Genomic DNA, 11,502 nt, shown 5'->3' with positions numbered 1-11,502 from the left:
TTTCAATGGGTTCACTGGCATATGTAATTATAATAGGTATTTTAATCGCATTTGTCGCTACAGCGTTGATTTTTATAATAAAAAACATCATAGCTCCTTCAAAAATTGACGGAATTCCAAAACTTATAAAGGACGGAAGATTTCAAGCTGCTCAAAGATGCGCAAAGTCCGTAATTTCAAAAAATCCGCGGAACTATCTGGCGCACTATTTTTTGGGAGAAGCTTATCTAAAAGACGGAAAACAGGAGCTTGCCTACATAGAATACAAAACAGTAAACCAAAACGCGCTTTTTAATGGGGAAATTCCAGAAGCTGAGTTCAGAAAAGAAATGGCTGAACTTTACAAACGCTTTAATCAGCCTGATAAAGCATTGAAAGAATATCTCTTGCTGACAAAACTTGAGCCGAATAATCCAGAAAACACATTTAAAGCCGCGGAAATTCTTGAAACACAGGGAAATGCAAAACTTGCGATGGGATTTTACCAAAAAACTATTCTCTTAAACAAACGAAATCCAAAAGCCTACACTTCAATCGGGCGATTGCTTCTTAGAGCAAAAAATTACACGCAGGCAAAGCAAGCCTTGGAAACTTCAATAAAACTGAATCCAGAATCTTACGAAAACTATTATTACCTTGGAAAAGTCTGCAAGGAAAACAAGGATTTGTCCACAGCTGTAAAACTCCTGGAAAAAGCTGAACGCTCGCAGGAATACAGGCAAAAAGCTCTTGTGGAAAAAGGAACTTGCCTTATGATGGCGGATCAACTTGAAAAAGCAACAGATGCCTTTGAACGCGCAGTTGCAAATGCAAAAGTTCCAAATTCGCAGGAAACCTTGTACGCAAGATATTTCCTAGGAATCTGCTACGAAAAAAGCAGAAAAATTGAAAAAGCAATCGAACAGTGGGAAACAGTCTACAAATGCAACAGCAAATTCAAAGATGTGGTATCGAAATTAAATCAGTATAAAGAACTTGAAACAAATGACGGAATAAAAGAATATCTAACAGCAAACAACCAGCAGTTCGTGGAGCTTTGCAAAAGAATTCTATTAGCAGGATACAATCTTCAAAGTCAAAAAACTGATTTTACTCCTTACGGATGCCAGATTCTTGCCACAGAAAAAAAACAGGAAGCATTCTTAAATGCAAAGCAGCAGTTTTTCCTTGCGCAGTTCTACCGTTCCACAGATACAATAGAAGAAACTCCAGTTAGAAAACTCGCTGATACAATAAAAACAAAAGGCTATGTAAAAGGGCTTCTTTTTGCAAGCTCTGATTTTTCACACGCAGCCCAAGTTTTTGCAGATAGCCGTCCGCTCGCATTAATTCCAAAAGACACGCTTGAATCGCTTTTTAGAAAGGCTGGCATTCAATGAAATTCCTTTGCGTTTCTGACCAAATAGACCCTTTAGTCTACTCTTCCACAGTAAAAGAAAGATACGGAGATGTTGATGCTGTTTTTTGCGCCGGCGATCTTTCTATGGAATATGTTGATTTTATAGTAGACGCACTGGGAAAACCGACTTTTTTCGTCTTCGGAAACCATGATTTAAAGGAATACAAATATTATAAAAACAAAATGTTTTCTGATTCATTATTTTCCAGCTCAATGTTTATATTTGAAGGAACCGGAGTCGAACATGCACACGGAGCAGACTACGCAAGCAACAAAAATATCAGATGCAAAAATCTTACATTTAAAACCCCAGACGGAAAAACAACGCCGCTTCTTATTTCTGGAGTTACAGGAAGCATAAGATACAACAACGGTCAGGCCCAATTCACTGACAAGCAAATGAAAAGACAGCTCATAGCGATGATTCCGGGTCTGGTTTGGAACAAAATAAGATATGGAAGATACTGCGATATTTTTTTAACGCACGCATCTCCAAGACATATACATGACAAAGAAGACCAGTGCCACAAAGGATTTGACTGTTTTAACTGGTTTATCAAAAAATTTTCACCGGGGCTTATGATTCACGGTCATATACATTTGTACGATCTTCAGGCTACAAGATGCACTATATCAGAAAACACAACAGTCATAAATGCGTACAGCCACATCGTAATCGAATTCGAGCCAAACCTAAAAAAAGGAGCAAATTTTGGAGCAGATGTTTCTATCCTCGCAGACAGATGAAGATTTCTCAAAAGCACGGAATAAAGCCTTTTTCAACGAAATTCAGCATCTTTTGAATCCAGAGGAAGCAAAACTTATTTCATTTACCGACATAAAAAAAATGCTCAAGCCAAGCAACGAAGTTTATAAAGGAATGCAAGTTGTTCCAATCAAGCTGATTGTTGGCAGCGAAGGACGCTATAAAGACTTTGACAATCATTTTTTGCCAAAAAACAATTTTCTAAAATCCCGCTGGGAACACGTTGATATGGCGCATTATCAGGACATCACGCTTCCGCCGGTAAGTCTTTACGAGCTTGGAGGACTTTATTTTGTAAGAGACGGAAATCACCGCGTTTCTGTTGCAAAAATGAAAGGCATAGAAAATATCGACGCTGAAGTTGTAAGCCTTCAAAGTGAAATCAAACTTAAGCCCGGAAGCACAAAAGAGCAGATGGAAAAGCAGGTAATCGAATACGAAAAGCGTGTGTTTTACGCGGAAACCTGTTTTGGCGACATAACTGACTATTGGTGCCTGAATTTCAGTACACCTGGCCAGTACGATCTCATTTACAATCACATTCTCTGCCACAAATACTACATAAATTCCGGAAAAAAAGAAGAAATTTCTATGGAAGAAGCGATTCTTTCCTGGTTCAACAACGTTTATCTTCCTGTAATCAGGGCAATCGAAAGCCGCAAAATCCTAAAAAGCTTCAAAGGCAGAACTTTGTCCGACCTTTACGTTTTTCTTATAAAATACTGGGACGAATTGAAGCAACGATTTGGGAACGACTTTCCGCTGGAAGACGCCGCGGAAGACTTTTCAAAAAAATACAGAAAACTTTCTCTTTACCGGCGGTTAAAAAATTTCCTAGCAAGATCAAAAATGAAAAAAGATTTAAAAAACAACTGAAATCAAGCCTGTTTTGCAGATTTTTGACTATTAATTTTGCAGTTTTATACCGATAATATTTAATGAAAAACTTGACGGTACAATATTTCAATGCTAAAATGATAAAAATGCTTTGCGGTCTATTTTTATATTCGGCAAAAGAGTTAAAATTATTTAGTTAAAATTGAAAGTTGTACAAGGAGCAGACACCTTGATTTTAGATGACAAATTTGCATACATTCCTCTTTTCGCGGTTTCTGTGATTTGCGCATTTTTATTCGTGCTATTTCTTTTAATCCGCAAGAAAAAAACTGCCAGAGTAAGTTTTATAGCTCTTCTTTCAGACTTGATTCTTGGAGCAGGAAGCCTTATCGCGGCAGTAAAAGAAATAACTGGCGAAGGAAATTCTTTTGTATATTTTGCAGTTGCGGCTTCAATCGCAGCGTTAATTTTGATTCCATACTGCATAATTTTGTACACTTTTGAGCCAAAGAAAATAGAAAAGCTCGTTCCGCATTATGTAAATGTGGCGGAAGAAAAATCTTACGCACAGGCACTTCAGCAGACTTCATTACAGCAGCAAAAAACAATCCAGCCTGATGAAAATGAATCAAGAGCACTTGAAATAAGCTATTCTTTTGCCGAAAAAGCATCAGAAGCATTTTCCGAAAAAAACGGAATGAATGCGCTTCTTGACTACGTAAATAAAACCATAAGAGAAGAGATAAATGCTGACGGCGGCGCAATCCTCATGATTGATGACTTTGAAGACGTGATTACAGTCCGTTCATTTGACGGAGACTTTCCGCCTCCATACAAACTTCCAAGCGATATGCCTCACAAGCCTATCCGAATTGCCACAAATTTCAAATTCGCATCATTTCCGCTTAGAGAAAACATATTTGGCGAAATAGCAACAGCAGGAAAGCCAGAGCTTATTACAAAGCCTGAAAACGACGCAAGAATTTATCAGAACGGACCTGAAGAATTCCTTGAATGCGGAAGCTATATAATGATTCCTATAAAAATTCAGGATTCAGTAATTGGCGTTGCGGCATTTGCAAGAACAAAGCAGAATCCTGTATTTACTGAAGAAAATTTAAAGACTGCATCAATGATTACAGATTTTGCGGCAACTTCTATAAAGAGCGTTGTTTCAGTAAAGGATATTATAGAACATAACGACCTTATAAAAGAAGCTGAAATTGCTTCAAAGATTCAGGAAATGCTTCATCCTGCAAAACTCCCTGCCCTTCCAGGAATTCAACTTGGAACAATCTGGAATCCAGAAGAAGGTGTTTGCGGTGATTATTATGATGTAATTGTTTCCAGAAGAGACAGGGTTTCATTTGTAATGAGCGATGTCGCAGGAAAAGGAATCAACAGCGTAATTGTCATGTCAATGCTACATGCAATGATTAGGCTTGTTGTAAATACAAAGAAAACAGCAGGAACAATTCTTGAATGGGTAAACCATGGGATTGCGGCTGAAAGTTTCAGTACAGACCACTTTGCATCTTGCGCACTCATAAACTATGATCCAATTAAAAAGGTCGCTGAAATTGCAACAGGCGGAACAACTCCAGTTTTCTACTACAGCAAGGAAAAAAATGAGATAAAGCAGATTTCAACACCGAGCGAGCCAATTGGAGTTGACAAAGAATCTCAGTATAAAGACATCTTGCAAGATATTAAAACTGGTGATATTCTTATTACATATACAGACGGACTTGTTGAAGCGTTAAATGAGCAGGGAACTCAATATCCTAAGGAATCTTTGCTAAAAATAGTTTCTTCAAATGCAAATTCAACTGGAAAAGATATTGCAAATCTTGTAAAGTCTGATATTAAGAAGTTTATAGGCAACAGTAGTCTTCATGATGACCAGTCGTTGCTAGTAATAAAATTTTAAGTAAATTTGAGCAGTAAGGAGACAAACTTATGGAACTTAAAATAAGGAAGAATGGAGAAGTCTACATCATTGATGTAAATGGTGAAATGGACTTGTACAATTCTTACAAACTCAAGGAACTTGTAATGAAGATGCTTGAGAAAAATGTAAAATCGTTTGTAATCAATCTTGAGCAGGTTGATTATATCGACTCGTCTGGAATTGGAGCCCTAATTTACATCTGTTCTACAATTAAAAAGATGAATTTGAAGCTCTATATTTCAAATGTTCATGGTTCTGTAAAAAAAGTTATTGAACTCACCAAGTTGATGGGCTACTTCCCTATTGCAAATAGCGTTGAAGAAGCATTGCTTATGATTAACGAATAAGGAGTACCTTAATGGAAGAATTCAAAGAGCTTCGTTCTGATGGCAATGACCCATTATTTGACAAAACAAATATGCTTTACAAGGCATTTCCGTCAAACTTTAGGCAGATCCGCTACTTTACACTTTTGATTGTGCAGTCAGCTCCTCTTGAAATCAAGGAAATAAACCTTCTTGAACAGCAGATAAGCGAAGTTATAAAAAACGCAGTAAAACATGGAAATAACTGCGATTTAAATAAACAAGTTCACGTTTGGTATTCTTTTAGCCCGACACATGCTCACATTATTGTTGAAGATGAAGGCGAAGGATTTAAAGACTTGGAAAAATGGAATGAATTTAACAAAAAGCGGTTAGATTGTCTTCATAATTCAAATTTTGAAGAGCTTTCAAACTATGTTTCATTCCGTACAAAAAAATCTGATGAACAGGACGGCGGAAACGCACTCTTCGCAGCTTTGGAATACTGGAACGGCGGATTCGTATACAATGACAAACGTAATGGCGTTGCAATGCTTAAGAGATTCCAGCAGAAACGCCATGGTGTTGCTGTAGACGGAGAATAATTTTTTGATTATATTATAAGAGGTTGAGATTTCCAGCCTCCTATGAGAACCGGGGATGTACCGGTTTCGACAAGCAAGAGAAATCTTGTGTTGCAGGTAGGTGTGAAGGTGCCTTAAACTGACAAAAAAATAACTGCAAAACGTAGAGAAGACGAACAGTCTGAAAACGAACAGTTTGCACTTGCTGCTTAAGCAGTGCCGGAACTTTTAGTATGCTGTTCCTAATGCTGAAATGTTCTGTTGCTGACAGGGACTTGTTGGACTAATTTCTTGAGATTAGTTCGAGACTTTTATCAAGATACGGAAGAGACGCCTTTGAAGCCGCTACCTTTTCCCGACAACTACCTCGCTTCAATAAACCTGTAGAGATGCTTGGTTTGCTTGCATGGACGCGGGTTCAACTCCCGCCATCTCCAAAAGCACTTGGAAACTTTTTTTTTTAGTTTCGGGTGCTTTTTTTATTTTCTAACTCTTTTTGCAGATGTAGAAAAACCTTCTTCCGGTGCATCAAAGGCAATTTCAACTCTTTCAATAATATCAAGTTTTAAGAAGTCAAGATCTTTGGAAAAATCTATAAAAAGCTGATAAGGATGAACTTTTAGAACTTCAACAAGATTTGCTAAATTTTGACGAGAAGGCCACATTTCTCCAGTTTCATAATTTGAAATTGTAGCAGGAGAAACATCTATAAGCTCAGCAAGTTTTTCCTGTGAGTAATTGCACTTTTGCCTAAAAAACTTTAAATTTCTTGCAAATGTAGCAGCAATATTTCTTTCAGTTTTTTTCATACGAACTTTTTGCAGCCGCCTCTGCTTTCAATCTAGTATCGTAAACAGCCACAAGCGAGCCATCTATCCAGCCCTGCTCCACCTTATACCATACTAAATAATCTTTGCTAGATTTTTTTTCTTCTGGATTGATTACTTGAACTTTTTGTTTTCCGCAGATTAGAAAAACATCTCCGCTTCTTGCATGGAAGCAAATTTCACTTGAAAAATCAGCGGAAACTCTAAAAGCCGCATAGGGAACCGTTACAACAAGCCATTCCTGATCTGGAGCAATAAAAGATTCATCTTGAAAATTCAAATCAATTTTTTTTTGCACACATCCAGAAAAAAATACAGCAAAAAAAACAACAAGAACTGCAAAAAAGCTTTTCATTTTTTCAGTTCCTCAAGAATATAAGATTTTACCTTTGGATAAAGAAGAAGGTCGCTGTCCACAAAATTTAGTTTTGCAACATCTTCAACTGGAATCCAGTTATATTCTGTGTGCTCTGTTAAAGTATATTTTTTTTCAATTCCATCATGCGGAACATAAATTCTGTATGCATGCAAAAGAACTTTTTCTTCATTATGAATAAAAGAAGTTTCTGCGATTTTCTTGCCAACATATACTACTGTAATGCCAAATTCTTCTTTTATTTCACGAACAACAGCTTCTTTGTCTGTTTCTCCCGGCTCAACTTTTCCGCCTGGAAATTCCCAGCGTCCTCCCATTTGTCCTGTAGGATTTCTGTGGGCAACAAGAATTTTTCCGTTTAACAAAGCTATACAGGCTATGGAAACTTTTGACATAAAAACCTCTATAAAAGCATGACTTGAGGAAATACAAAATGCAATATGCCAGCCAGTATGCAGATAATTCCAATATATTTTCTTGACTCAATAAAAACTTTATAAACCGCAGGAGGAACAGAATCGCTTTCTGAACTGGTGAAAATATAATATTCCAAAAGAATTGAAGCGCCAGAAAGAAAGCCGGCGACAACAGGAAACAAATCTCCAATTACCGGAATATCATTTCTAAAAACAGAAAGAATTTTCATAACTGCTACAAAAACGCACAAAACGCCAACAACAAGCCTAAATCCCGGGCTGTCAAAATTCAGTCCGCCAAAAGAAATTTTTTGAGCAGATTCAGAATCATTATCAGAAGACTTTAAGCCAACAAGATTTTTCCCATAAATCAAAATCAGTCCGGCAAGAATATTTAGCAAAACGGAAAGAAAATAAAATTGAGCCATAATTATTCCTCTATAAAAGAATAAATGAAAATTTGAAAATTGTAAATGGTAAATTTATCTATTTGAAATCTTGCATTCCAAAACAGCCGATTCACTTTCATAGATTAAGCGGCATTTTACAGAAACCAAATCATAATCGTTGAAAACTGCGTAAACCGGCTTTGGAAATCTTGGAGCGAAATTAAAATCCGTTTCAAATTTATCAGCAACAGAGCCTTCCGCATTCAGGCATTCAAACGTAACTTTTAGCGGAACAGAATCAATGTTTTCCATTTTTTTTAAGTTGGAAAATTCAACAGAAGCATAAATTTTTTCGTCAAATGAAAATGCAGAGATTTTCGCTGTCATTCCTGCAATTGAATTTTTGTCTGCGCCGCCATTTACAATTCCAAGAACAAAAAACAAAACAATGCACATCACCATTGTGAAAAACGCAATCTTATTTCCCTTTGTTGAAAAAAGAACTTTTATAAGACCTTTTTTAGGAGCGTTTTTTCCAGTTGCAAGATCACGGTAAATCGCCTGTTCATGCCGGCGGAACGAACCTCTTTTGTAATGAAAAACTAAATCGTTTTCGTCGTATCGAATTTCAGGCTGGTTTTCATCGTCAAAAATTTCCATATTATAATTCCAAACTCAGTTTTTTATAACAGCCTGAATCAAAGAATCGATTCGCCACCAGCAAACATAAGCTTTTTCTTTTTTTACAATCAATGCGGAAATTATTCCTTCGCGGCTCAAATTAAAAGAATAATAAAGGCAGGATTCCCTATCAAGTGAAATTTTTCGCTTTAGAATTCTTTGTCCGTTAGACTGAACCATTTGCAAACTAAATCCATCATCAGTGCTTACAATAAAATAAAGCCAGCCACTATCTGTAATTCCCAAGAAATCATAAGGAATTTCAAAAGTTTCTTTCGAGAATCCTTCAGAAATAGGCTCGTCATAAGGTGGAACAGTTATGGGAAAATCATATAAATTATTTTCAACATCAAAAGGATGAATCAGCGTAGTTATATATTCCACGCCAGACTGAACGCGGCTTGACTCATCGATATAGCTTGTAAAATAGTCAACTTTTAAATACAACTTGCGGTCTTTGTAATCAGGAACAATATTTTCTAGTGAAAAAAAAGTTTCAGCTTTTTCCTCTGCAAAAGGATTCGGGACATTTTCTTTTTCAATTGGAATTGTGTACATTAAAAATCCGTCCATCGAAAACCAATAGACAACCGCGCCAGATGAAGTCGTGCATAAAACAACAAGCTCATTTTTGTCCGTCGTAAAAATATTTTTTATATACGGAAACGGAGTTCCTCCAGGGCCTTGCTGTCCTATATAGTTCATGTATTTTTTTGAATCATCAAACCTTACAATAATCTGGCTCAAAACTTGATTTGTTTTTGGATCTGTTTCCTGACGATTTAATGGAAGCTTGTCAACCGCGTAAAGATATTTTCTTGAATCAACAGCGATTTTTGAAACTTCGTTAAATGAATACGGAACTGCCGTGCGCGTAGAATTAATGTCGCTTGCATTTTCAGAAAATGAAGGACGCGGATTTTCCTGAGGATTATAATACAAGGCAAGCAAATCTCCGTAGCTGTTCATTTCCATTATTTTTTTTGATTCTCCGTTCAAAATATAAAAAAATCCATCCTGCATAGAAATTGAAGTGTTGATATTTCCAGCCGATGACATATTAAAAACATTAAGCTCGTCTTCAAAAGTTCCGTAATTCAATTCAAAAAGATTTTCTTTTTCAACAGAAGAAACTATTTTTCCTTTTCTGCATCCACAAAAAACAGAAATAAAAGCAAAAGCAACCAGAAGATTTTTAAAAAATTTCATAGTACAAAAAGAATAAAAGATTTAGCAAATTTCATCAAGAAGCAACACAATTAAACATGGCGGCGGATTCCATCAAATTTTACTTCCCACAAAAAAAGTCCGGTTGGCGGCGCTGTAATTCCAGCCTTAGTTCTGTCGCGGCTTTCAAGAATTTTTTTAAATTCATTGGGGCTGCATTTTTTCTGCGCAAGCTGGATAAGAGTGCCTGTAATGGATCTGACCATTTTCCAAAGAAAAGCATTTGCTTCAATTTGAAAAACAAGCAAATCAGGATTTTCCTTGTTCCAGAAAAAAAACGCATTGTCAATATATCTTTTTGTAGAAAGGCTTGAATCTCCAGAAGCGGCAAAAGAAGCGCAGTCAATTTCACCGCGAAGACAAGAACACATTTCATTCAATAAATCAATTTCCGGACGAAACGAAATAAACCATCTGTAACGGCTTTCACTTGCAAAGGGCGGATTTTTTGTCTGGATAAAATATCTGTATAATCTTGAAGTCGCGCAAAATCTTGAGCTGAAATCTTTTTCAACTTTCCGGGCTTTTAAGATTCTTATGTCCTGCGGAAGAATTCCATTTAAAGCCCTAACATAGTTTTCGCAAGGAATTGTATCGATTGGAGATTCAAAATTTGCAGCCTGCCCCGCCGCATGAACTCCGCTGTCAGTTCTTCCGCTGCCAGAAAGTTTTACAGGAACTTTCAGCATTTTAAAAAGCGCGTTTTCAATTTCGCCCTGAACTGTACGGACCGGACTTCCGTTGTCAGATTTGTCCTGTCTTTGCCAGCCGCAAAAATCAGTTCCGTCATAAGAAACTGTAAGAAGAATATTAGTCATCTTCGCTGAAAATATTGTTAGAGGAAAGCTCGGAAGTCATTTTGTCGTAAAGCGATTTTGCAACTTCAAGAAGAGGACCTGGCTTTGCCTTGCTGGATTTTCCTAAGCCGAAAATTCTTGCAATTGCCTTTTTGCTTTCATCAAGTTTTTTCAGTCTAAGCTCTTGATTTTCGCGCTGGCCGTATTTGTATTCCAAAAGTCCGCTTAAATAAATCACGCCGTCATAGCCGTAATTTTTATCAGTATCAGGACCAAAGTTTGCAACAGATTCTATTGACTCAATTCGTCCAGTTTCATTAATCAAAGTCTGCTGATAAAAGAACAAAGCTTTTCTGTAAAAAACCTGAGCGATATAGCCATAATTATGCTCCGGGCAAACTCGTTCAATTTCATTGCAAAGCCAGGCAAGCCGCAAAGAAATTTCAGCGCGTTTAAAAGTCGGAGCATAAGCAATATCCGCCTTTTCATAGCAAAGAAGCGCAAGATAATACATTGCAGTTCCGTCATACAAAGTCCGCTCGTCATTTAAATCATAATGCGGAAAAATCGCTTCAACTTCTTTTATTCTATGCTGCTCATCCTGCATGATTCTATCAAAAGTTTCTGGATCTTTTATGTCCTTGAAATCTTTCCAAAACAAAGCTGTGTGGCAATGAGGACAACAGCCAATTTCATAAATAAGAGGATAAACTCTTCCGTATTTTTTTGAAGGCTCGTAATTTCTATGAAGCTCATCAGTAAGATTTCCTGCGATAGTACGGCCGCCGCCTTGATGCATAAGCTCTTGCCTGAATTTTTTGCGGCAAACTGGACACAAAGCATCTTCTTTTGCCCAATAAGAAACCGAGGGCTTTTTTTCAGCTTCTGTTAAGAAAGTTTTTCTATTAAATTGCGTTGCCATTTTTTCCTCCGCAAAATTTATTTTC

Annotated in this window: 14 protein-coding genes and 1 other RNA gene; 7 read left to right on the top strand and 8 right to left on the bottom strand. The window is 36.9% G+C overall.

Annotation, left to right across the window (positions count from 1 at the left end; genetic code table 11):
* Positions 1 to 5: 5 nt before the first annotated feature.
* The 7 genes from TRESU_RS05940 (at position 6) to ssrA (ending at position 6,282) form a co-directional block, all read left to right on the top strand.
* Complete coding sequence (locus TRESU_RS05940) at positions 6 to 1,379, top strand: tetratricopeptide repeat protein (protein WP_013701369.1); 1,374 nt, start codon at positions 6 to 8, stop codon at positions 1,377 to 1,379.
* Entirely contained in the window at positions 1,376 to 2,146 is a 771-nt protein-coding gene (locus TRESU_RS05935) for a metallophosphoesterase family protein (protein ID WP_013701368.1), read from the top strand. The genes TRESU_RS05940 and TRESU_RS05935 overlap by 4 nt, the downstream gene beginning before the upstream one ends.
* Positions 2,121 to 3,041, top strand: a complete 921-nt coding sequence (locus TRESU_RS05930; RefSeq protein ID WP_013701367.1) for a hypothetical protein — start codon at positions 2,121 to 2,123, stop codon at positions 3,039 to 3,041. The genes TRESU_RS05935 and TRESU_RS05930 overlap by 26 nt, the downstream gene beginning before the upstream one ends.
* A 163-nt stretch (positions 3,042 to 3,204) precedes the next feature.
* Entirely contained in the window at positions 3,205 to 4,932 is a 1,728-nt protein-coding gene (locus tag TRESU_RS05925; RefSeq protein ID WP_148228269.1) for a GAF domain-containing SpoIIE family protein phosphatase, read from the top strand.
* Between the two features lie 29 nt (positions 4,933 to 4,961).
* The gene (locus TRESU_RS05920; RefSeq protein ID WP_013701365.1) at positions 4,962 to 5,300 is read left to right on the top strand and encodes an anti-sigma factor antagonist; all 339 of its coding nucleotides are present in this window, start codon (positions 4,962 to 4,964) and stop codon (positions 5,298 to 5,300) included.
* A gap of 11 nt (positions 5,301 to 5,311) precedes the next feature.
* Entirely contained in the window at positions 5,312 to 5,863 is a 552-nt protein-coding gene (locus tag TRESU_RS05915; protein WP_013701364.1) for an ATP-binding protein, read from the top strand.
* Positions 5,864 to 5,914: 51 nt separating this feature from the next.
* Positions 5,915 to 6,282: a transfer-messenger RNA gene (gene ssrA, locus TRESU_RS14685) on the top strand.
* A 39-nt stretch (positions 6,283 to 6,321) separates the two neighbouring features.
* On the opposite strand, the gene TRESU_RS05910 is transcribed toward ssrA, so the two are convergent.
* Genes TRESU_RS05910 through TRESU_RS05875 form a run of 8 tightly spaced genes read right to left on the bottom strand, consistent with a single transcriptional unit; the run spans position 6,322 to position 11,477 of the window.
* Entirely contained in the window at positions 6,322 to 6,651 is a 330-nt protein-coding gene (locus tag TRESU_RS05910) for a helix-turn-helix domain-containing protein (RefSeq protein WP_013701363.1), read from the bottom strand.
* A complete protein-coding gene (locus TRESU_RS05905) occupies positions 6,638 to 7,024 on the bottom strand; it encodes a hypothetical protein (protein WP_013701362.1) in 387 nt (128 codons plus the stop codon). Before TRESU_RS05905 ends, TRESU_RS05910 begins: the two co-directional genes overlap by 14 nt.
* The gene (locus TRESU_RS05900; protein WP_013701361.1) at positions 7,021 to 7,440 is read right to left on the bottom strand and encodes a (deoxy)nucleoside triphosphate pyrophosphohydrolase; all 420 of its coding nucleotides are present in this window, start codon (positions 7,438 to 7,440) and stop codon (positions 7,021 to 7,023) included. Before TRESU_RS05900 ends, TRESU_RS05905 begins: the two co-directional genes overlap by 4 nt.
* An 8-nt stretch (positions 7,441 to 7,448) precedes the next feature.
* Complete coding sequence (locus tag TRESU_RS05895) at positions 7,449 to 7,889, bottom strand: hypothetical protein (RefSeq protein ID WP_013701360.1); 441 nt, start codon at positions 7,887 to 7,889, stop codon at positions 7,449 to 7,451.
* Between the two features lie 54 nt (positions 7,890 to 7,943).
* Positions 7,944 to 8,510 (bottom strand): hypothetical protein, encoded by a 567-nt coding sequence (locus tag TRESU_RS05890; protein ID WP_013701359.1) that lies wholly within the window; start codon positions 8,508 to 8,510, stop codon positions 7,944 to 7,946.
* A gap of 15 nt (positions 8,511 to 8,525) precedes the next feature.
* Positions 8,526 to 9,740: an LIC_12708 family protein gene (locus tag TRESU_RS05885; protein WP_013701358.1), complete on the bottom strand. Its 1,215-nt coding sequence runs from the start codon at positions 9,738 to 9,740 to the stop codon at positions 8,526 to 8,528.
* A gap of 50 nt (positions 9,741 to 9,790) precedes the next feature.
* Positions 9,791 to 10,576: a tRNA pseudouridine(38-40) synthase TruA gene (gene truA, locus TRESU_RS05880; RefSeq protein ID WP_013701357.1), complete on the bottom strand. Its 786-nt coding sequence runs from the start codon at positions 10,574 to 10,576 to the stop codon at positions 9,791 to 9,793.
* Positions 10,569 to 11,477, bottom strand: coding sequence for a DUF2225 domain-containing protein (locus tag TRESU_RS05875; RefSeq protein ID WP_013701356.1), 909 nt, complete (start codon positions 11,475 to 11,477; stop codon positions 10,569 to 10,571). Before TRESU_RS05875 ends, truA begins: the two co-directional genes overlap by 8 nt.
* Between the last annotated feature and the right edge of the window lie 25 nt (positions 11,478 to 11,502).

Source organism: Treponema succinifaciens DSM 2489, from assembly GCF_000195275.1.
Classification (GTDB): Bacteria; Spirochaetota; Spirochaetia; order Treponematales; family Treponemataceae; genus Treponema_D; species Treponema_D succinifaciens.
The sequence above is the reverse complement of the archived record's forward strand: the minus strand, read 5'-3'. Positions and strand labels throughout refer to the sequence as shown.

What these genes read in the sequence shown, in the direction of transcription:
- TRESU_RS05940 (WP_013701369.1), top strand. Translation starts at nt 6, where the DNA reads ATGGGTTCACTGGCATATGTAATTATAATAGGTATTTTAATCGCATTT.
- TRESU_RS05935 (WP_013701368.1), top strand. Translation starts at nt 1,376, where the DNA reads ATGAAATTCCTTTGCGTTTCTGACCAAATAGACCCTTTAGTCTACTCT.
- TRESU_RS05930 (WP_013701367.1), top strand. Translation starts at nt 2,121, where the DNA reads ATGTTTCTATCCTCGCAGACAGATGAAGATTTCTCAAAAGCACGGAAT.
- TRESU_RS05920 (WP_013701365.1), top strand. Translation starts at nt 4,962, where the DNA reads ATGGAACTTAAAATAAGGAAGAATGGAGAAGTCTACATCATTGATGTA.
- TRESU_RS05915 (WP_013701364.1), top strand. Translation starts at nt 5,312, where the DNA reads ATGGAAGAATTCAAAGAGCTTCGTTCTGATGGCAATGACCCATTATTT.
- TRESU_RS05910 (WP_013701363.1), bottom strand. Translation starts at nt 6,651, where the DNA reads ATGAAAAAAACTGAAAGAAATATTGCTGCTACATTTGCAAGAAATTTA.
- TRESU_RS05905 (WP_013701362.1), bottom strand. Translation starts at nt 7,024, where the DNA reads ATGAAAAGCTTTTTTGCAGTTCTTGTTGTTTTTTTTGCTGTATTTTTT.
- TRESU_RS05900 (WP_013701361.1), bottom strand. Translation starts at nt 7,440, where the DNA reads ATGTCAAAAGTTTCCATAGCCTGTATAGCTTTGTTAAACGGAAAAATT.
- TRESU_RS05895 (WP_013701360.1), bottom strand. Translation starts at nt 7,889, where the DNA reads ATGGCTCAATTTTATTTTCTTTCCGTTTTGCTAAATATTCTTGCCGGA.
- TRESU_RS05890 (WP_013701359.1), bottom strand. Translation starts at nt 8,510, where the DNA reads ATGGAAATTTTTGACGATGAAAACCAGCCTGAAATTCGATACGACGAA.
- TRESU_RS05885 (WP_013701358.1), bottom strand. Translation starts at nt 9,740, where the DNA reads ATGAAATTTTTTAAAAATCTTCTGGTTGCTTTTGCTTTTATTTCTGTT.
- truA (WP_013701357.1), bottom strand. Translation starts at nt 10,576, where the DNA reads ATGACTAATATTCTTCTTACAGTTTCTTATGACGGAACTGATTTTTGC.
- TRESU_RS05875 (WP_013701356.1), bottom strand. Translation starts at nt 11,477, where the DNA reads ATGGCAACGCAATTTAATAGAAAAACTTTCTTAACAGAAGCTGAAAAA.